The 17,811-nt window shown below is 72.2% G+C and carries 18 protein-coding genes; 10 read left to right on the forward strand and 8 right to left on the reverse strand.

What is annotated here, in order from left to right:
- Together ACTIDRAF_RS0203160 and ACTIDRAF_RS0203165 are read right to left on the reverse strand one after the other, a co-directional pair.
- A partial coding sequence (locus tag ACTIDRAF_RS0203160; protein WP_016697265.1) for a helix-turn-helix domain-containing protein occupies window positions 1–1,057 on the reverse strand: 1,057 nt, incomplete at its 3' end.
- 158 nt (window positions 1,058–1,215) lie between these two features.
- Window positions 1,216–1,923, reverse strand: coding sequence for a hypothetical protein (locus ACTIDRAF_RS0203165; protein WP_016697266.1), 708 nt, complete (start codon window positions 1,921–1,923; stop codon window positions 1,216–1,218).
- A gap of 219 nt (window positions 1,924–2,142) precedes the next feature.
- Between ACTIDRAF_RS0203165 and rlmN the strand changes: the two genes are divergently transcribed.
- A complete protein-coding gene (gene rlmN, locus ACTIDRAF_RS0203170; protein WP_026065725.1) occupies window positions 2,143–3,249 on the forward strand; it encodes a dual-specificity RNA methyltransferase RlmN in 1,107 nt (368 codons plus the stop codon).
- A gap of 634 nt (window positions 3,250–3,883) precedes the next feature.
- Here the strand turns inward: rlmN and ACTIDRAF_RS0203175 are convergent.
- Window positions 3,884–4,369, reverse strand: a complete 486-nt coding sequence (locus ACTIDRAF_RS0203175; protein ID WP_016697269.1) for a beta-class carbonic anhydrase — start codon at window positions 4,367–4,369, stop codon at window positions 3,884–3,886.
- 252 nt (window positions 4,370–4,621) lie between these two features.
- A complete protein-coding gene (locus tag ACTIDRAF_RS0203180; RefSeq protein WP_016697270.1) occupies window positions 4,622–4,870 on the reverse strand; it encodes a DUF2631 domain-containing protein in 249 nt (82 codons plus the stop codon).
- A 321-nt stretch (window positions 4,871–5,191) separates the two neighbouring features.
- On the opposite strand from ACTIDRAF_RS0203180, the gene ACTIDRAF_RS0203185 reads away from it, so the two are divergent.
- The 4 genes from ACTIDRAF_RS0203185 to ACTIDRAF_RS0203200 all read left to right on the forward strand — a co-directional run bounded on the left by ACTIDRAF_RS0203185 (window position 5,192) and on the right by ACTIDRAF_RS0203200 (window position 9,442).
- Window positions 5,192–6,499: an ABC transporter ATP-binding protein gene (locus ACTIDRAF_RS0203185; protein WP_016697271.1), complete on the forward strand. Its 1,308-nt coding sequence runs from the start codon at window positions 5,192–5,194 to the stop codon at window positions 6,497–6,499.
- A 95-nt stretch (window positions 6,500–6,594) separates the two neighbouring features.
- On the forward strand, window positions 6,595–7,755 hold the full coding sequence (locus ACTIDRAF_RS0203190) for a polyamine ABC transporter substrate-binding protein (RefSeq protein WP_016697272.1): 1,161 nt from the start codon (window positions 6,595–6,597) through the stop codon (window positions 7,753–7,755).
- The gene (locus ACTIDRAF_RS0203195) at window positions 7,755–8,615 is read left to right on the forward strand and encodes an ABC transporter permease (protein ID WP_016697273.1); all 861 of its coding nucleotides are present in this window, start codon (window positions 7,755–7,757) and stop codon (window positions 8,613–8,615) included. The genes ACTIDRAF_RS0203190 and ACTIDRAF_RS0203195 overlap by 1 nt, the downstream gene beginning before the upstream one ends.
- A 2-nt stretch (window positions 8,616–8,617) precedes the next feature.
- Entirely contained in the window at window positions 8,618–9,442 is an 825-nt protein-coding gene (locus tag ACTIDRAF_RS0203200; protein ID WP_052168686.1) for an ABC transporter permease, read from the forward strand.
- Between the two features lie 22 nt (window positions 9,443–9,464).
- Here the strand turns inward: ACTIDRAF_RS0203200 and ACTIDRAF_RS0203205 are convergent, their stop codons facing one another.
- Window positions 9,465–9,731 carry a GlsB/YeaQ/YmgE family stress response membrane protein gene (locus tag ACTIDRAF_RS0203205; RefSeq protein ID WP_016697275.1) on the reverse strand — a complete coding sequence of 89 codons (267 nt, stop codon included), beginning with the start codon at window positions 9,729–9,731 and terminating at the stop codon, window positions 9,465–9,467.
- 244 nt (window positions 9,732–9,975) lie between these two features.
- Here ACTIDRAF_RS0203205 and dxr point away from each other — a divergent pair, with 244 nt between their 5' ends.
- The 5 genes from dxr to ACTIDRAF_RS0203230 all read left to right on the forward strand — a co-directional run bounded on the left by dxr (window position 9,976) and on the right by ACTIDRAF_RS0203230 (window position 16,836).
- The gene (gene dxr / locus ACTIDRAF_RS0203210; RefSeq protein WP_016697276.1) at window positions 9,976–11,271 is read left to right on the forward strand and encodes a 1-deoxy-D-xylulose-5-phosphate reductoisomerase; all 1,296 of its coding nucleotides are present in this window, start codon (window positions 9,976–9,978) and stop codon (window positions 11,269–11,271) included.
- A gap of 12 nt (window positions 11,272–11,283) precedes the next feature.
- The gene (locus ACTIDRAF_RS0203215) at window positions 11,284–12,495 is read left to right on the forward strand and encodes a M50 family metallopeptidase (RefSeq protein WP_016697277.1); all 1,212 of its coding nucleotides are present in this window, start codon (window positions 11,284–11,286) and stop codon (window positions 12,493–12,495) included.
- A 189-nt stretch (window positions 12,496–12,684) separates the two neighbouring features.
- Complete coding sequence (gene ispG / locus ACTIDRAF_RS0203220; protein ID WP_026065728.1) at window positions 12,685–13,842, forward strand: flavodoxin-dependent (E)-4-hydroxy-3-methylbut-2-enyl-diphosphate synthase; 1,158 nt, start codon at window positions 12,685–12,687, stop codon at window positions 13,840–13,842.
- A 130-nt stretch (window positions 13,843–13,972) separates the two neighbouring features.
- Window positions 13,973–14,809 (forward strand): GNAT family N-acetyltransferase, encoded by an 837-nt coding sequence (locus ACTIDRAF_RS0203225; RefSeq protein ID WP_026065729.1) that lies wholly within the window; start codon window positions 13,973–13,975, stop codon window positions 14,807–14,809.
- 134 nt (window positions 14,810–14,943) lie between these two features.
- Complete coding sequence (locus ACTIDRAF_RS0203230) at window positions 14,944–16,836, forward strand: penicillin-binding transpeptidase domain-containing protein (protein WP_245533427.1); 1,893 nt, start codon at window positions 14,944–14,946, stop codon at window positions 16,834–16,836.
- 16 nt (window positions 16,837–16,852) lie between these two features.
- On the opposite strand, the gene ACTIDRAF_RS0203235 is transcribed toward ACTIDRAF_RS0203230, so the two are convergent.
- From ACTIDRAF_RS0203235 to ACTIDRAF_RS32440, 3 genes are read right to left on the reverse strand one after another with little or no spacing between them, the layout of a single operon-like run.
- On the reverse strand, window positions 16,853–17,059 hold the full coding sequence (locus ACTIDRAF_RS0203235; RefSeq protein ID WP_157162817.1) for a hypothetical protein: 207 nt from the start codon (window positions 17,057–17,059) through the stop codon (window positions 16,853–16,855).
- A gap of 5 nt (window positions 17,060–17,064) precedes the next feature.
- Window positions 17,065–17,334 carry a hypothetical protein gene (locus tag ACTIDRAF_RS0203240; RefSeq protein ID WP_030104870.1) on the reverse strand — a complete coding sequence of 90 codons (270 nt, stop codon included), beginning with the start codon at window positions 17,332–17,334 and terminating at the stop codon, window positions 17,065–17,067.
- A complete protein-coding gene (locus ACTIDRAF_RS32440) occupies window positions 17,327–17,602 on the reverse strand; it encodes a DUF3263 domain-containing protein (protein ID WP_157162818.1) in 276 nt (91 codons plus the stop codon). The genes ACTIDRAF_RS0203240 and ACTIDRAF_RS32440 overlap by 8 nt, the downstream gene beginning before the upstream one ends.
- Window positions 17,603–17,811: the final 209 nt, after the last annotated feature.

A 17,811-nucleotide genomic window follows, 5' to 3' on the forward strand; every position in this document is an offset into this window, starting at 1 on the left:
GGTCGGGGATCCCCAGCAGCCGGCGGACGATCGCCGGGGTGACCTCGATCCGCGCTGCCAGCTCAGCCAACCCCACCCCCTGGTCCGCCGCCATCTCGGTGGCCGTGCGGAGCAGGGTCGGCTCCTCCCCCGGGAAGACCTCGCTGACCGGTTCGTCGGTGCGGAGACCGAGCCGGGACAGCTCGGCCATGACGTCGCGGTAGGTCGTGTCGGAGTAGAAACCCAGGGTGCGTCCGCGCACGGCGAGCGCCGCCATCGACACCCCGTACCGGTGGCCGAGGTCGCGGAGGGCCGTCGGCTCCGGGTCCACCGGCAACAGGTCCCCGATCTCCGTCGCCGGCATCAACAACTCCGCGGCGAAGGCGTTCGCCTCCGCCTCGTGCCGGGAGTTGCCGGGCGCGGGTTCCGGGTGCAGCAGCAGGTGGCCCAGCTCGTGCGCCACGGAGAACCGTTGGCGCAGCGGGTTCCCCCGGTCGGTGAGCGCGATGATCGGACGGCCGCCCTTCGCCGAGGAGAACGCGTCGATGTTCTTGTTGTCCGGGATGGACAACCGGGCGACGGCGACGCCCCGGGCCTCCAGGGTGCGGACCAGGTGCGGGACCGGCCCCGCTGGGACGCCCCAGCTCCGACGGACCGTCCGGGCGGCCCGGGCCGGGTCGCTCCCGGTGCCGGTGGAGGGCAGGTCGACCGCCGGCAGCTCGATGAGGTCCTCCAACCGGGACAGGACCTCCCACAGCAGTTCCACCTGGGCGAGGGCCTGGAGGCGCTGCGTGGCCGTGGTGGCACGCAACGAGCGGAAGTGCGCGTTGGTGGTGTCCAGCCTCAGCTGGGGACGGCCAGCGGCGAAGAACCCCACGGGAAGGTCCATCACCTGGGCGCAGCGGGAGAGCACGGTTACATCGGGTCGTGACTGGCCGAGTTCGAACCGGGAGAGCAGTGCGGCCGGCCGGCCGATCCATTCCGCCAACTCACGCTTGCTCAACCCGAGAAGGCGCCTGGCCATCGTCAACCTGGCCGGGTCGAAGGCCCGCGCGGCCGCGAACGCACCCGTGGTCACTGCGATCTCCTGGTTCGTCGGCCTGCCACTGCCGTGGTCGGAACCTGGCGACGACCACCCCCGAGAGGGCGAGGCCGCCGACAGGCACCTGAGAATCTTGCCGACAGACATTCTTTCCCCACCGGCCGGGTGGGGCCACCGGAGATCACCCGTGGCGGTCAGCTCCCCGCGCCCTCCACCGGTCGTGTCCGGGGCCGCAGGGGAAGTTCGGGAAGGGCACCGGGGTTCCAGCCGCTCGTCCCGGTGGGCGCCGGTCGGGCGACCAGTCCGTCGCGGAGCCGAGGGGCCCTGGTCCGGGACGTCGTGAACGCCGTGAGCGGCCACAGCCAACGCCACCGGATCCGGTAGCCCTCATCCGCGCTGCCCTGGCCCACCCACGCCCCGGTCAGGCCGGTCCGCTCGCCGCCGGTCCACGGGAGGAACAGCGGATCAAGGCCGGCGGTGATCGCGTGGTTGGCGGAGAACAGCCCGGTCGGCTCCTCCGGCGGCCGCACCAGCCGCCGTTGGAGTTCGGTGTCGTCGAGAACAGAGGTCAGTGGGGAACCGGTCTTCGCCCGGTACTGGTAGAGCGCGCAGTCCCCGATGATGATGGTCATCGACTGGAACGCCGGGTTGACGCGCGCCTCGGGGAGCTCGCTCGCGGTGGCGAGCAGGTACTGGTAGCGGTCGGTGCCGAAACTCCAGCTGTTGGCCCACGACCCCCGGTCCGACCGGCGCCGGACGCGTTGGAGTTCGGCTGCGGCGCTGTGCGCCGCGGCCAACCAGTTCAGCAGATGTCCTGCCACGGCCGCGGACCGCTCCTCGCCGACGAGGCGGTCGAAGTGCGGGTCGCCGATCGGTTCGACACTGTCGTCCTCGGGAAGCATGGCCGCTCCTCACCGCCCGGAGTGCGCTCGTCCTGTGCTGACCTTGTTACCCGTGGGCACCGACAGTGTCCCGCGCCTGGTCAAGCCCCGGGGCGGCCGGAAGACCGGCGACCTGCCCGTTGGGACGCTGGTGGTTCCGGTGGGCGGGACCCACGGCCGGTGCCAGGACGAGGGACGCGGCACGGACCCGGTGGGCGGGCGTGGGACACTGGTACCGCCATGACTGCACTTCCCCTGGTGTTCGACGCCCCTCGCCGTGGGCTGCCGCCCCGCCACCTCGCCGACCTCTCCTCCGACGAGCGGCGGTCGGCGGTCGCTGAGCTCGGTGAGAAGGCGTTCCGCGCCACACAGCTGTCCCACCACTACTTCGGCCGGCTCAGCGTCGATCCCGAGTCGATGACCGACATCCCGGCCGCGACGAGGTCCCGGCTCGTGGAGTCCCTCCTGCCGACGCTGTTCACGCAGGTCAGGGAGGTGACGACCGACAACGGCACGACGAGGAAGACCCTGTGGCGGGCACACGACGGGACCCTCGTGGAGAGCGTGCTGATGCGCTACGACGACCGGGCCACCGTCTGCGTGTCCAGCCAGGCCGGCTGCGGGATGGCCTGCCCGTTCTGCGCCACCGGCCAGGGCGGGCTCCAGCGGAACATGTCCACCGCCGAGATCGTCGACCAGGTGCGGTCGGCGGCGGCCGCGATGCGCGACGGCCTGCTTCCCGGCGGAGCGGGCCGGCTGTCCAACGTCGTGTTCATGGGCATGGGCGAGCCGTTGGCGAACTACAAGCGGGTGGTGGCCGCGGTCCGGAGGCTGTGCGAGCCCGCGCCGGCCGGTCTCGGGCTCTCGCAGCGTTCGATCACCGTGTCCACCGTCGGACTTGCTCCCGCCATCCGGAAGTTGGCGGATGAGGACCTCCAGGTCACGCTCGCGGTGTCCCTGCACACCCCGGACGACGAGCTGCGGGACACCCTCGTCCCGGTCAACACGCGCTGGAGCGTGGACGAGGTGCTGCGGGCGGCGCGCTACTACGCGGACCGGACCGGCCGCCGGGTGTCGATCGAGTACGCGCTGATCCGGGACATCAACGACCACCCGTGGCGGGCGGACCTGCTGGGCAGGCTGTTGCGCCAGCACCTGGGCCACCTGGCGCACGTCAACCTGATCCCCCTGAACCCGACACCGGGCAGCAAGTGGGACGCCAGCCCCAAACCGGTGGAGCGGGAGTTCGTCCGGCGGGTGCGCGAGGCCGGGGTGAGCTGCACCGTGCGCGACACCCGGGGGCAGGAGATCGCGGCTGCCTGCGGCCAACTCGCGGCCCAGGAGTAGCCGGCCGAGCCCTGGCGGCCGAACGTGAGCGTCGAGTACGACTCGACGGGGGAACGGGGCGCCCCTGACCGGGGACCTCCAACGGTGTGCGGGACGTGCTCGTCCGCGCGCTCCAGCTCGACGACGCCGAACGCGCCGACTGGTCGACCTCGCCGGGCCACGAACGGCACCCGTGCGCTCGCGCGGTCCCGGCGCGGGAGGACCAGGCGGTGGGTCCCGCACCGGAGCCGGTGGTGGGTGCCGACGCCGTCCCGGCGGGGCCCGTCCGCGACGGCCCGCCGGGCCTGCTCGCCTCCGCTGGGCGTGCCGCCCGGGCGTCCCGGGGGCGCGGCCCCGGGGAGACGCGGGGGCGGGGGAGAGGACGACCTCGCCGGCACCACCCCCTCCGTCACGGAGGGGGCAGGCGCGTGCTGGGGCGACGTCGCCCGACCTGGCGATGCTGGTGGCGGGACCCGGCGCCGGCGCCTCCCGGCCCGCACGGCGTGGACACCGCAGTACGCGGGTGTGTCCGGCCCGCACGGTGCGGGCTCACCGCGACAGCAGCACCCCGGGGCCGTGGCGGCCTCCGCCCACGCCGACGGCGACGGCGGCTCATCGCCCCGGCCCCGCCCTGACGTGGCCCACGGGGGCCGGCTCAGTCCACCTCGTGGAGCAGGCCGGTGTCCACGTCGACAACGAAACCCCGGATGGAGTGGGTGTGGCGGATGAAGGGGCTGCGCTTGATGCGTTCCTTGCTCTCGTGCACGTCGACAGACTCGTCCTCGAAGCACTCCACCGACCACTCCGGGGTGACACCGACCTCCTGCCGCATCTGGGCCTTGAACTCGGCGTCGGTGAAGGTCCGCAGCCCGCACCGGGTGTGGTGCAGCAGGATGATGTGCTCCGTGTCCAGCCGCCACTGGCTGATCGCGAGGGACCGGATCACGTCGTCGGTGACGACGCCGCCGGCGTTGCGGATGATGTGCGCCTCACCGATGCGCAGCCCGAGCAGTTGGAAGACGTCCATCCTCGAGTCCATGCACGCCACCACCGCCAGCTTGCTGGCGGGTTCGGTCGGCAGGTCGGCGCACGAGATGGGGTGGGCGGCGTTGTGGTGCACCAGCCGCTGCGTGATGGACATGGGCATGGGAACCCCCCGGCGTGTCGTCTGCTCGACCGGCGGAACGGCCGGCGTTGTCGGGAAGACCAGCGCCACGGTGATCGCCGGTGACAGGTCTGCGCCGCGTCGCCCGGACAGTGAGCGCCGCGCTGGAGGCAGTGAATCGGGTGTCACCGCCTGAGGCAAGGAACGTCACTGAGAAGTGTGACAGCGGTGCGGAGTCGCGACGGCGGAGCTGGGGCCCCGGGGGATGACGACCCCCGGGGGACCCTCTCAGTTGCGCCAGGGCGTCCGGCGGCGCGTCTGGTCCCAGATCAGGAACCCGATCATGCCGAGCCCGATGCCGACCAGCCAGATGGTCTCGACGTGACCTTCGTGGTTGCCGATCAGCAGCAGGAACATGATGGCCGCGACGGCCCAGCCGGCGATGCGGCGGCCGCGCGGCCACTCGCCGTGCCAGCCCCACTCCGCCGACGGCTCGTCCCGGGGATCCACCACGTCACCGCCGGAATACCTGTCCACAGCGGCTTTGGTCCTCGACGGCTGCTCAGCGGACACGATCCCTCCAGCACGGGCTCATCACGTAGTTTGCCGACCTATCCTCGCACACCGCCCGCCGTCGGTGCCCTGGTGGCCGCGCCGGGCCACCACACGCGGCGGAGCACCACGCGCCCGTCGACCGGGTCGCACGCGGGGGCGGAACAGGGGGAGCCCCGGGCCCGGTGCTCCCCGCGTCGAGCCCGACCGGGGGGCCCACTCGCCCAGGGGATCACCGCCTAGGCTGTCCGCCGCGGCGCGGCCGCGCCCCGACCCCACCACACACGCCCTTACCGGAGGTGAGCCATGTCCGAGGAACCGCGAGAGACACCGGCACGTGTCCAACGCGTCCCCGAGCCCTCGGGTGTGCCCGCCGTCGAGCTGCGTGGTGTGACCAGGAGCTATGCCGACCAGGTCGCCGTTCGGGAGTTGAGCCTGCGGGTGGGGGAAGGCGAGTTCTTCTCGGTGCTGGGGCCCTCCGGTAGCGGGAAGACGACGCTGCTGCGGATGGTCGCCGGGTTCGAGGACCCCGACGGGGGAGCGATCCTGCTGGGCGGCCGGGACGTGGTGGGGGTGCCCGCCTACCGGCGGGACGTCAACACCGTGTTCCAGTCCTACGCGCTGTTCCCCCACCTCTCGGTCTGGGACAACGTCGCCTACGGGCTCCGCCGGTTGGGACTGCGCCGGGCGGAGCTGCGCACCAGGGTGGGTGACTACCTGGAGCTCGTCCAGCTCGCCGGCTACGGGCGGCGCCGGCCGCACCAGCTCTCCGGCGGGCAGCAGCAGCGGGTGGCCATCGCCAGGGCCCTCGCCCGCCGGCCCCGCGTGCTGCTGCTGGACGAGCCCCTCGCGGCACTCGACGCCCAGCTCCGGGCGCAGCTGCGGGTCGAACTGACCAGGATCCAGCGGGAGGTCGGCACCACCTTCCTCTACGTCACGCACGACCAGGAGGAGGCCCTGGTGCTCTCGCACCGGCTCGCGGTGCTGCGGGCAGGTCGGGTCGAACAGGTGGGCACTCCCGCCGACGTCTACGAGCGGCCGGCCAGCCGCTTCGTCGCCGAGTTCATCCGCTCCTCCACCACCGGCGGCTCGAACGTGCTGGAGGGGACGGTGCGGACCGTGACCACCGCCGGGGACGTGGCGACGGTGGAGGTGGCGGTGGGGGAGGGCAGCGTGCTGGCCGAGCTCCCGCCGAACCGGGCCCTGCGGCGAGGGCAGCCGGTGGCGGTGGCGGTGCGGCCGGAGAAGGCCCGGCTCTACGCCGGGGAGGACGCCGGGCCCCCGTCGGGCTGGTCCCGGGTACCGGTCCGGCTCCGCGACACCGTCTACACCGGGGCCGCGACCGAACACCTCGTCGAGGTCGTGGGGGCCCCGGGGGCCCTGCTGACGGTGTTCACCCAGAACACGCGGCGGGCGGGGGAGGCCGAGCCCGGCGGCGGCCCGGTGCTGGCGGGCTGGGAACCCCGGTTCAGCGTCCTGTTGGACGACGACCCGAGCGGCGACGCGAGTTCGGAGCCGAGCGGGGCCGCTCGTCCCCCGGCGGCGGAGACCGGCCTGACCCCGGGGTCCGCGCCGGATCCGGTCGGCGTCACCGCCCGGTCGGACGTTCGGTAACGCCCGACCGCCACCAACCAGCACACACCAAGCCGGAGACACCCCGGACGACCCGCCAGGTGGCGGCGCCCAGGGGAGGGGAGGACCACGCGCACATGGGGGACAGGGACGCGGTGCGCATCGCGCGGTTGTGGGACGGTCGGGAACGGCCGCTCACCCGACGCGCGATGCTCCGGTCGACCGCCTTCTTCGCGCTGGCGGCGCACGGCGCCGCGGGCTGCGCGATCTCGGAGCCGGTCCAGCCACGGCACACCGACCCGGCGGCGGAGCGGGCTGTCAACGAGGTCGAGGAACCGGTCCTGAACTTCTTCAACTGGACCGACTACGTCGACGAGGACACCATCCCGGGGTTCGAGGACGAGACCGGCATCTCCGTCACCTACGACAACTTCAGCTCCAACGACGAGCTGGAGGCGAAACTCGCCGCCGGTGCCAGCGGGTACGACCTGATCGTGCCCAGCGACAACTTCCTGCGGCGTTTCCTCCGTTCCGACCTGCTGCGCCCGCTCGACCACGACCTGATCCCCAACCTGGGCAACCTGGAGCGGCGGTTCCGGGAGGCGGAGTACGACCCGGGCAACCGGTACTCGGTGCCCTGGGCCTGGGGCACCACCGGCCTGGCCTTCTCGCGGCAGGCCCTCGGCGGCGCCGACGTCACCTCGCTGGACGCGTTCCGGCTGGCGGCGGCCCGGGGGCGGAGCGTCCTGCTCGACGAGGCCAGGGATGCGATGGCGCTGGGGCTGCTGGGCGCGGGGCACGATCCCAACACGACCGACCCCGGGGAACTGGAGGACGCGGTCGAGTACCTGCTCGACCTGAAGAGCGTGCTCGGGCAGATCACCTCGGACGTGATCGAACCGCTCGCCTCCGGGCAGGCTCCTCTCGCCCAGGCGTGGTCAGGGGATGTCTTCCAGGCGATGGAGACGAACCCGGACCTGGACTTCGTGATCCCCGAGGAGGGTGGCCTGTCCTGGGTGGACGTGCTCTGCGTTCCCCGGTCGGCGCCGCACGCCGCCAACGCGCACCGCTTCATCGACCACATCCTGCGGCCCGAGGTCGGGGGAAGGCTGGCCAACGCCATCCAGTACGGCAGTCCGAACGCGGCCGCGCGCCCCTTCGTGGACGAGGAACTCCTCGCCGACGAACGCATCTACCCCTCGGCGGAGGCGCTGGCCCGCGTTCCCTTCACCCGCGACCTGGGACCGGAGATCGAGGGCCGGTACGCGGACGCCTGGACGAGGGTGAAGACGGGCTGATGGGCGGCATGACGAGAGGCGGCACCGGTCGCTCCCTGGCCGGTTGGGCGGCCCTCGCCCCGGCGGGCCTGTGGCTGGGCGCGTTCTTCGTGGTTCCGGTAGCCCTGGTCGCGCAGTACAGCTTCGCCACCCGGGATCTGGGGATCGCCCGCGTGGTGCTGCCCTGGACGCTCGACGCCTACCGGCTCGCGCTCGACCCGGCCGTGCTGCCGATCTTCTGGCGCACCGCCGCGTACTCCCTGTCCGCCACGCTGGCCTGCCTGGTGATCGGGTTGCCGCTGGCCTGGTTCGTCGCCCGGCACGCCGGGCGGTGGCGGCTCGTGCTGCTGGGCGCCGTGCTCGTGCCGTTCTGGGCGAGCCACCTGGCCCGGGTCTACGCCTGGAAGGCGCTGTTGGCCGAGGACGGTCCGGTGAACCGGGTGCTGGGTCTGGTGGGGCTGGACCGGCCGGGTGGGCTGTTGTTGACCGACGCCGCCGTCGTGGTGGGGCTGACCTACGGCTACCTGCCCTTCATGGTGCTCCCGCTGTACGTGGTCTGCCGACGGTTCGACCCGAGGTTGCTGGAGGCGTCGTACGACCTGGGGCACGGGCGCTTCGGCACCTTCTTCCGGGTGGTGCTGCCCGGGCTGGCCCCGGGGGTGGTGGCCGGCTCGTTGTTGGTGCTCGTGCCCTCGGTGGGGGACTTCGTGACACCGGCCCTGTTGGGCGGGGTCAACCAGTTGACCTTCGGCGGTGTCATCGACGACCAGTTCCGGGGTGGGAACAACTGGCCGCTCGGTTCGGCGCTGGCGGTGCTGCTCCTGGCCACCGTCGCGGTGCTGTGGGTGGCGCGCGGCCGGCGGGCGCGGGAGGTGCTGTGACCATGGCACAGGTGGATCGGGGGTGGCGGACGGCCCGGGGGCGTCGTCGCTGGGTGTTGCCGGCCGCCGTGGTGGGGGCCTACGCCTTCCTGTACGCGCCGATCCTGTGGCTGGCCCTGCTGTCCTTCAACGACTCCCGGTCGGTCAGCACGTTCACCGGGTTCTCCCTGCGCTGGTACGCGGAGCTGCTCGCCGACCGGCAGGTGCTGGACGCGTTGTGGCTGACCGTCCGGTTGGCGGCCAGCACGGCCCTGGTGGCGGCGGTGCTGGGCACGCTCGCCGCTTGGGCCCTGCGTCGGCCGTTCCGCGGCCGGGGGCTGTGGTCGGCGGTGCTGGCGATGCCGCTGGTGGTACCCGAGGTGGTGCTCGGTGTGAGCCTGCTGGCCTTCTTCGTGAAGCTGGCGGGTGTCCCGCTGGGGTTCGGCGCGCTGTTGGCCGCCCATGTCACGTTCTCGCTGAGCTTCGTGGTCATCGTGGTCCGGGCCAGGCTGGCCGGGCTCGATCCGAGGCTGGAGGAGGCGGCGGCGGACCTCGGCGCCGGACCGCTGACCCGGTGGCGCACCGTGACCCTGCCGGTGTTGTGGCCGGCCATCGGCGCGGGTGCCGCGTTCGCCTTCGTGCTCTCCTTCGACGATGTCGTCACCTCGAGTTACCTCTCCGGGGTGGGAGGTACTCCGCTGCCGGTCCTGGTCTACGGGCAGGCCAGCAGGCGGGGGGTGTCGCCGGAGATCGTGGCGTTGTCCACCAGCATGGTGGTGCTGAGCACGGTGCTGCTCGTCGTGGCAGTCCTGGTCATGGCACGGCGAGCGCGCCACCTCGACCGGTGACGCGCTCGCCGTGCCACTCGGGTTAGGCGTGTGCTCGTCGTCCCGCGATCAGGCGGTAGATGGCGAGCAGGATGATCGAACCGAGAATCGCCAACAACCATGTTCGGATCTCGAAGAACGAGCCGAGGTCGGTGTCGAAGATCGCACGGCCGATGAGTCCGCCCACGAAGGCCCCGATCACGCCGAGTACGAGAGTGATGATGATCCCGCCAGGATCGCGACCGGGCATGATGGCCTTGGCGATGGCGCCGGCCAGCAGACCGAGGACGATCCAACCGAGAATACCCATCGAAACCTCCTAGGAGTTCGCCGCCACCGGGCGGCGTGGGACTGGGTGAAACCCCAGCTCCACGGTCCTTCGGCGGTGTTCATGACCTGACTCTGGAATAACCCCGTCCGGTGACGGCCATGCACCCGTTACCATTCCGTTATCAACCCTGGGTGGTCCCCGGTGGCCCACCCCGTCGCCCTTCGTGGCCGCCGACCCCGCCCCGGCACGGGAGGCCGAGCCGGCTCCGCGACAATGTCGGGCCATGAGCTCGCTGCCCCCCACCTCCACCACCACCGAGCCGGGGCCTCGCCCCGCGCCCGCCGGGAACCCGTCCTCGGCGCGCCGCGTCCTGCTCCTCGGGTCCACCGGGTCGGTGGGAACCCAGACCCTGGACGTGGCCAGGCGGAACCCGGACGCGGTGCGTGTCGTCGGGCTCGCGGCGGGCGGTGCGAACCTGGCCGCCCTGGTCGCCCAGGCCCACGACTTCCAGGTGGAGGCGATCGCGGTCCCCCGGGCCGGGGTCGAGCCGGAGCTCCTCGCGGCCTGGCGGGCCGAGGCCGAGCGGCGTGGCCTCCCGGCCGGAACCGCCCCGCCCCGAGTGCACACCGGCGTCCGCGCCCTGCTGGAGCTGGTCGAGTCCACCCCCTCGGACATCGTGCTCAACGCCATCACCGGCTCCCGGGGTCTGGAGCCGACGCTGGCCGCGCTGGCCACCGGTGCGACGCTGGCGCTGGCGAACAAGGAGTCCCTGATCGCCGGCGGTCCGCTGGTGCTCGCCGCCGCCGCGCCCGGCCAGATCGTCCCGGTCGACTCCGAGCACTCCGCCCTGGCCCAGTGCCTGCGGGGTGGCCGGGCCGACGAGGTGGACCGCCTGGTCCTCACCGCCTCCGGAGGTCCCTTCCACTCCCGCTCGAGGGAGGACCTCGACGAGGTGACCGTCGAGGAGGCCCTGGCCCACCCCACCTGGTCCATGGGCCCGGTCGTCTCCGTGAACTCCGCCACGCTGGTCAACAAGGGGCTTGAGCTCATCGAGGCGCACCTGTTGTTCGGCGTCCCCTACGACCGGATCGACGTCGTCGTCCACCGCACCTCGGTCGTGCACTCCATGGTCACCTTCGTGGACGGTTCGACCCTGGTGCAGGCCAGCCCGCCCGACATGCGGCTGCCCATCGGCGTCGCCCTCGGCTGGCCGCGCCGGCTCCCGAACGTCTCCGCGCCGTGCCGCTTCGACACCACGACCACCTGGACCTTCGAGCCCGTGGACAACCTCAGGTTCCCCGCCGTGGAGCTGGCCAGGGCCGCGGGACGCGCGGGGGGTTCGATGCCGGCCGTGTACAACGCGGCCAACGAGGAGGCGGTGGATGCCTTCCTCGAAGGTCGCACGAAATTCACACGGATCCTGGAGACTGTGGAGCGGGTGCTGGCTGAGGCCGACGAGTGGCGTCGGGACCCCTCCGGTGTCGACGACGTTCTGGCAGCCGAGGACTGGGCGCGGGCCCGGTCGCGGCGGCTGCTCGGTGTGACGGGCCACGCTGCGGGCTCGGTGGGAAAGGACTGACGCGTGGCCTTTGTGATCGGGGTCATCCTGTTCGCCATCGGCATCGGGGTGTCCATCGCGTTGCACGAACTCGGCCACCTGGCCGCCGCCAAGGCGTTCCGGATGAAGGTCACCGAGTACTTCGTCGGCATGGGGCCGAAGATCTTCTCGTTCCGGCGAGGGGAGACCGAGTACGGCCTGCGGGCGCTGCCCGTGGGCGGGTACTGCCGGATCACGGGCATGACCTCCCTCGACGAGGTCGACCCGGTGGACGCGCCCCGGGCGATGAACCGCAAGCCGGTGTGGCAGCGCGTCGTGGTGCTGTGCGCGGGCTCGGCGACCCATTTCATGCTCGCCTTCGTCATCCTGCTCACCATGGCGGTGACCATGGGCCTGCCCAACATCAGCGGTCGGGCGGTCGTCGCCGAGGCCAGCGCGTGCGTCCCGCCGGACCAGGACCTGGAGACCTTCGAGTACGCCGAGTGCACCCCGGGGCAGGACCCGGCGCCGGCCAGGGACGCCGGCGTGCTGCCCGGTGACGAGATCGTGGCGGTCAACGGTGAGGCGACCGGCAACTACACCGAGGTGCAGGCCGCGCTGGTCGAGCAGCGCGGGGACAGCGCCACCATCACCGTCCTGCGGGACGGCTCCGAGCAGGACCTCACCATCCCCATCGTCCCCGTGCAGCGGGTGATGGTGAACCCGGAGACCGGTGAGGCGGAGAAGGTCGAGACCAACGCCCTGGGGGTGAGCTTCCCGAACTACCTCCACTTCTCGGCCGCCCAGGCGCTGCCCGGCACGCTCACCTTCACCGGGGAGATGTTCGTGCACACCTGGGAGCGCCTGCTCGAACTGCCCAGCCGTGTTCCCGCCGTGATCGACGCCATCCTGGGCGCCGAGCGCGACCCCAACACCCCGGTCAGCATGGTGGGAGCGAGCATCATCGGGGGTGACGCGGTCGCCGGCGGCTACTGGGAGCTGTTCCTGTTCCTCCTGGCCACCCTCAACCTCTTCATCGGCGTGTTCAACCTGCTGCCGCTGCTGCCGCTGGACGGCGGTCACGTCGCCGTCAACCTCTACGAGAAGGTGCGGGACACCATTCGGGGGTGGCGGGGCAAGGCCAAGGGGGCCCCCGTCGACTACACCAAGCTGCTGCCCATCACCTATGCGGCGGTGTTCATCGGCGGTGCCTTCATGCTCCTCACCCTGACCGCCGACATCGTTAACCCGATCCGGTTGCGTTAGCCCTGCCCGGCCACGGGGCGTGCGAACAGGGCGTTCGCCTCGTGGCCCCGGTCCCGCCAGGAGGGCGGCCACCCGGCGGCCCGGGTGAAGGACTGCTAGTACGCTGGTGACGGCCCGGTGGTCGGGCTGTCACCCTGTCGGCCCCTTGCGCGGGCCACGACATCGGACATCTGGTCGCGGAGAGGACCGATGAGCGTCGAGCTAGGAATGCCAACCATCCCGCCGCCGGTGCTGGCGCCCCGCCGCAGGACCCGCCAGCTGCAGGTGGGCGCGGTCGGCGTGGGCAGTGACCACCCCGTCTCGGTCCAGTCGATGACGACGACCGTGACGGCGGACATCAACTCGACCCTGCAGCAGATCGCCGAACTCACGGCCTCGGGCTGCGACATCGTCCGGGTGGCCTGCCCCAGCCAGGACGACGCCGACGCCCTGCCGGCGATCGCGAAGAAGTCGCAGATCCCGGTCATCGCCGACATCCACTTCCAGCCCAAGTACGTGTTCGCCGCCATCGAGGCCGGCTGCGCCGCCGTCCGGGTCAACCCCGGCAACATCAGGAAGTTCGACGACAAGGTCAAGGAGATCGCCCAGGCGGCCCGGGACCACGGCACCCCGATCCGCATCGGCGTCAACGCCGGGTCGCTCGACCCCCGCCTGCTCGCCAAGCACGGCAAGGCCACCCCGGAGGCCTTGGTGGAGTCGGCGCTGTGGGAGGCGAGCCTGTTCGCCGAGCACGACTTCCACGACATCAAGATCTCGGTCAAGCACAACGACCCCGTCGTGATGGTCCGCGCCTACGAGCTGCTGGCCGAGTCCTGCGACTACCCCCTGCACCTGGGGGTCACGGAGGCGGGTCCCGCCTTCCAGGGGACCATCAAGTCCGCGGTCGCCTTCGGCGCGCTGCTGCGGCAGGGCATCGGGGACACGATCCGGGTCTCGCTGTCCGCGCCGCCGGTCGAGGAGATCAAGGTCGGCACCCAGATCCTCCAGTCGCTGAACCTGCGGCCCCGCAAACTGGAGATCGTCTCCTGCCCGTCGTGCGGGCGCGCCCAGGTCGACGTCTACAAGCTGGCCGACGAGGTCACCGCCGGGTTGGACGGCCTGGAGGTCCCGCTGCGGGTGGCGGTGATGGGCTGCGTCGTCAACGGCCCCGGTGAGGCCAGGGAAGCCGACCTCGGCGTCGCCTCGGGAAACGGCAAGGGGCAGATCTTCGTCAAGGGCGAGGTCATCAAGACCGTCCCCGAGCACAAGATCGTCGAGACGCTCATCGAGGAGGCGATGCGCATCGCCGAGGAGATGGACGGCGATCCCGACACCCTGGTGGGTGAGCCGACGGTCACGGTGAGCTGATCGACGCGGCCCGCCCGGGGGGTGGTGCTCGTGGCCACCTCCGCCGCGTGATCGGTCCACTCAGGTAACGAACCCGGTGGCCGTCGACGCGCCTACCCACCCTTCCGGTGCTTTCTGGCACTCTGGGACCGTGCTGAAGCTCGCGGGTGCAAGGTTGCTCACGGAGCGTGAGGGGTTGGCGGTCCGATCAGCGTTGGTCGCTGACCCCGTCGTGAGCTGTATGGTCGCGGCGAGGGTGGAGAGCGTGGGGCTGGACCCCTGGCGGCTCGGCGGGGAACTGTGGGGTGTCGGGAGCAGGCTCGGCGGCCTCTGCTTCTCCGGGGTGAACCTGATCCCGCTGCGGGGCGGGAGGGCGGCCAGCCGCGCCTTCGCGGAGCGCGCCCTCAGCCAGCCCCGGCACTGCTCGTCCCTGGTCGGCCCCGCCGACCAGGTCCTGGAGATGTGGCAGCAGCTGGAAACCGAGTGGGGGCCGGCGCGGGACGTGCGGCCCAACCAACCGCTGCTGGCGATGTCCGCGCCGCCCTCGGTCGCCCCCGACCCGCTGGTCCGCCAGGTGCGGCTCGACGACCTGGAGCGCTACCTCCCGGCCGCCGTGGCCATGTTCACCGAGGAGGTCGGCATCGACCCCCGGGGTGAGGACGGCGGGGCCAGCTACCGGGCGAGGGTCGCCGAGCTCATCGTGAACGGACGCGCGTTCGCCCGCTTCGAGGGTGGCCAGGTGGTCTTCAAGGCCGAGGTCGGTGCGCTCTCCGCCCGGGTCGGCCAGATCCAGGGGGTGTGGGTGCACCCGGAGCACCGCAACCGGGGCCTCGCCGCCGCCGGCACCGCGGCCGTCGTCGACCGCCTGTCCGGGTGGATGGGCCGTGTCGCCAGCCTCTACGTCAACGACTACAACCTCCCGGCCCGCGCCGTCTACCGGAAGGTGGGCTTCTCCGAGGTGGGCCGGTTCGCCACCGTCCTGTTGTGAACCACCGGGTGGTCCGGAGGTCCACAGTGTTCCCTGACCCCCTGACCCCCTGACCCCCTGGTCCCGGTGCCCGGGGCCAGGGCGGAGGCGCCGGGACCTGTACTCGGGGCCGCGATCGTGGGCATACTCGAACGGTGGTGGTCGTCGTTTCCTCCCGGCCGGGACGCCGTGCCGGAACCGTGTTGCTCGCCGGTGTGCTGTCCCTGACGCTCAGCGGATGCGGGGTGTTCGACTCGGGCCCCGGCCCGGAACGAGCCCTGGTGGACTTCGTGGCCGCCTTGGGAGCCCGCGAGCCGGAACGGGCGGCAGCCCTCACCGACAGCCCGGACGCCGCCCTGCCCACGTTGGAGAGCGTCGACCGCGCCCTGGCACCCGAAGGAGCCGACGCGGAGGTCATCGAGGTGCGGGAGACCGACGGCTCCACGCACGCCGACCTCGACATCACGTGGCGCCTGGCGGGAGACCGCACCTGGAACCACCACGGCACCGCCCGGCTGCGGGAGATCGAGGGGGACTGGCGGATCGAGTGGGCGCCGTCGGTCATCCACCCCGACTTCGGGGAGCAGCAGACGCTCGCCGTCCGGACCGAGGCCGCCCCGTTGCCGCCCGTCCTGGACCGTGACGGACACGTCGTCCTCGATCCCGGCGTGGTCATCTCGGTCCTGCTGGACCCGGCGGCCACCGAGGAGCAGGGCGGTGACGTCACCGACGTCGCCACCGTGCTGGGGGACACGCTCCACCACTTCGACGAACGCATCACCCCCGACTCGGTGCTGGAGGGGGTCTCCGCCACCGAGGACGGCAGCTCCTACCTGGTCGCCACCCTGCGCGAGCCCGACTACCACTCCGTCCGGTCCGACATCTACGAACTCCCCGGCGTCCGTTTCACCAACCAGCCCCGCCTGCTCCCAGTCACCAGGGACTTCGGCTCGCAGATCCTGCCGTCGCTGCGCCACCGCGTCGAGGAGGACAACGCCGAGCGGGCCGGCTGGCGCGTGGTCAGCCTCGACGCCACCGGAGCCGAGGTGAAGACCCTGCACCACGAGCAGCCCCGACCGGCGGAGGCGACCCGGCTGACCCTGTCCCGCGCGGTCCAGGCGGCGGCCGAGGACGCCGTCGAACCGTTCGACGAACAGGCCATGCTGGTCGCCGTCGAGGCGTCCACCGGTCACGTGCTCGCGGTCGCGCAGAACGCGGCGGCCGACGCGGAAGGCCCGGTCGCGCTCGTCGGCCAGTACCCGCCCGGCTCCACCTTCAAGATCGTCACCGCCGCCGCGGCGCTCGCCTCGGGACAGGTCACCGTGGACCAGTCCGTCGCCTGCCCGGCCACCACCGTCATCGACAGCCGACTCGTGCCGAACAACGACCGCTTCGACCTCGGCAGCGTGCCCTTCCACACGGCCTTCGCGCAGTCCTGCAACACCACGTTCGCCACCCTCGCCTCCGGCATGGCGCCGGACGAGCTCTCCGAGACGGCCCGCCAGTTCGGCCTCGGCCGGGAGTTCGTCATTCCCGGCCTCGCCACCTGGACGGGGCCGGTCCCGGTCAACGACAGCTCCGTCGAGCGGGTGGAAGCCGGTTTCGGGCAGGGCACCGTCCTGGCGAGTCCCTTCGGAATGGCCCTCGTCGCCGCGACCGTCGCCGCCGGCACCACCCCCACCCCGGTCTTCCTCGCCCAGGACGACGGGGAACCCTCGGAGGCGGCCGGTGCCGCGGCGGGCGGGACGAGCGCCGAGCCAGGAGAGCCGTCCTCGCCCGCACCGGTCGAGGAGCTGCCCGCCGAGGTGGTCGACGCGTTGCGGTCGATGATGCGGGAGGTGGTGACGCAGGGGACCGCGACCGAACTGGTGGGGCTGCCCGAGGTGCACGGCAAGACGGGCACCGCCCAGTTCGGGGACGGCTCCCGGTCGCACGGCTGGTTCGTCGGGTACCAGGGCGACCTCGCCTTCGCCGCGCTCGTGGTGGACGGCGGGAGCTCGACCCCGGCCACCAAGCTGGCGGGCGAGTTCCTCCACTCCGTTGGCTGACCGCCGGCCGAGCGCCTCACGTCCAGCGTCGCCAGGGGGAGTGCCGGTGGTTCCTCGCCCGACCCGCCACCGGCGGAAGGGGAGCGGGAGGAGGGAACAGCGACAGGCGCCCCTCCACCTCCTCGCTCAGCCCCCGGCAGGTGGGGCAGAGCCTGGTGGCGTCCAGTGGATCCATCCCGGTGCCGTGGCAGTTGGGGCAACCGGACTTCAGGTCGATCAACATGGGCACTACTGTGCCGGAGCCTCGTCCGGGTAGGACCAGCGCTCCACCATCGCGGGCTGGTCACCGTCGACCCGAGGCGCGATCAGGTCGCACAGGTGGGAACCGCTGAGCCGGATCATGTCCTCGCCGCAGGCGATCAGGTCGCCCACGAGCACCGTCGCCGAGAGCAACCCCCGGTTGTAGTGCACCCGCACCCGGGTGCCCGGCGCCAGGTTCTCCGGGTCCCGCACCAGCGCCCACGCCCCGAAACGGCGTCGTCCGGACGGTTCAACCACAGTCACGGTATCCCCCTCGCCGTCGGGCGCGCGCCACCCGACGGCGGTCCCGTAAGCGGAGCAGCCGGTTGCACTCGTTGGGGAGGGCCGCCATCACGTGCCGTTCGGTGATCAGGCTGTTGATGCCCTGCCAGAACCGGGCACCGGTGACGCCGTACCGCTCGCGGGCGGCCTGCTCGAGCGAACCCGGGTACCGCCACCAGGATGTCGCGAACCGCACGGCGGCCACCTGTTCCTCAGGATCGTCAGGAGGCCAGGCGGTAGTCACGATCACCAGCCTACCCGGGAGTACGACGATCTCGGCACGCCCTGGCCGCGCGTCACCAGCGGCGAACCGGCCTCGCGCGAGCTGCCGGACGCCTCGCTCGTCCGGTCCTCGCGCGCCCACCACCCCCGCCTCGGCGCCCGTGGCCCGGCCCTGGTGTCCCGGCCACGACCACCCGGCGCGGCCGGGACCGGCCGGCCCCCGCGACCACG

This window comes from Actinoalloteichus spitiensis RMV-1378 (assembly GCF_000239155.1).
In the GTDB taxonomy this organism is placed as follows: domain Bacteria; phylum Actinomycetota; class Actinomycetes; order Mycobacteriales; family Pseudonocardiaceae; genus Actinoalloteichus_B; species Actinoalloteichus_B spitiensis.

Excerpts from the sequence above, each read along its gene's own strand:
- ACTIDRAF_RS0203235 (WP_157162817.1), bottom strand. The coding sequence starts at position 17,059 with ATGTTGATCGACCTGAAGTCCGGTTGCCCCAACTGCCACGGCACCGGG.
- ACTIDRAF_RS0203190 (WP_016697272.1), top strand. The coding sequence starts at position 6,595 with ATGGGGGACAGGGACGCGGTGCGCATCGCGCGGTTGTGGGACGGTCGG.
- ispG (WP_026065728.1), top strand. The coding sequence starts at position 12,685 with ATGAGCGTCGAGCTAGGAATGCCAACCATCCCGCCGCCGGTGCTGGCG.
- ACTIDRAF_RS0203195 (WP_016697273.1), top strand. The coding sequence starts at position 7,755 with ATGGGCGGCATGACGAGAGGCGGCACCGGTCGCTCCCTGGCCGGTTGG.
- ACTIDRAF_RS0203175 (WP_016697269.1), bottom strand. The coding sequence starts at position 4,369 with ATGTCCATCACGCAGCGGCTGGTGCACCACAACGCCGCCCACCCCATC.
- ACTIDRAF_RS0203165 (WP_016697266.1), bottom strand. The coding sequence starts at position 1,923 with ATGCTTCCCGAGGACGACAGTGTCGAACCGATCGGCGACCCGCACTTC.
- dxr (WP_016697276.1), top strand. The coding sequence starts at position 9,976 with ATGAGCTCGCTGCCCCCCACCTCCACCACCACCGAGCCGGGGCCTCGC.
- rlmN (WP_026065725.1), top strand. The coding sequence starts at position 2,143 with ATGACTGCACTTCCCCTGGTGTTCGACGCCCCTCGCCGTGGGCTGCCG.
- ACTIDRAF_RS0203200 (WP_052168686.1), top strand. The coding sequence starts at position 8,618 with ATGGCACAGGTGGATCGGGGGTGGCGGACGGCCCGGGGGCGTCGTCGC.
- ACTIDRAF_RS0203185 (WP_016697271.1), top strand. The coding sequence starts at position 5,192 with ATGTCCGAGGAACCGCGAGAGACACCGGCACGTGTCCAACGCGTCCCC.
- ACTIDRAF_RS0203205 (WP_016697275.1), bottom strand. The coding sequence starts at position 9,731 with ATGGGTATTCTCGGTTGGATCGTCCTCGGTCTGCTGGCCGGCGCCATC.